Origin of the sequence: Flavobacterium salmonis (assembly GCF_903819435.1) — a bacterium.
GTDB classification, from domain to species: domain Bacteria; phylum Bacteroidota; class Bacteroidia; order Flavobacteriales; family Flavobacteriaceae; genus Flavobacterium; species Flavobacterium chungangense.
Window position 1 is genome coordinate 1 of record NZ_CAIJDP010000099.1, and the last position, 314, is coordinate 314.

Below are 314 nucleotides of genomic sequence, written 5' to 3' on the forward strand. Positions count from 1 at the left end.
GTTGGTCGAATTGGCAGAACCGTAACTATAAACCAGATTGTCAATTGCTGTCGCTGCAGCATCAGATGTTCCGTTACGCTGCAAACTCATAATGTTTCCATTCTTGTCATAGCTCAGCAATTCATTATAGGTATTGTTTGCCGTACTGTTTTTCTGCGAAACAGCATTTGTAAGTCTGTTAAGGTTGTCGTATTGATACCCATACCCACGTGTTTCAGCTCCCAGGTCAGAGTTGGTTTTCCATGCCGTCTCGGCAATGTTCCCATTGTAGAGTGCCGATACCCCTGAAATGTTGGTAGGGGTGGTATTGTAGC

1 pseudogene is annotated in these 314 nt (G+C 44.6%); it reads right to left on the reverse strand.

Annotation, left to right across the window (positions count from 1 at the left end):
• Nucleotides 1-314: pseudogene (locus FLACHUCJ7_RS24990) on the reverse strand (RHS repeat domain-containing protein); the annotation flags it as partial.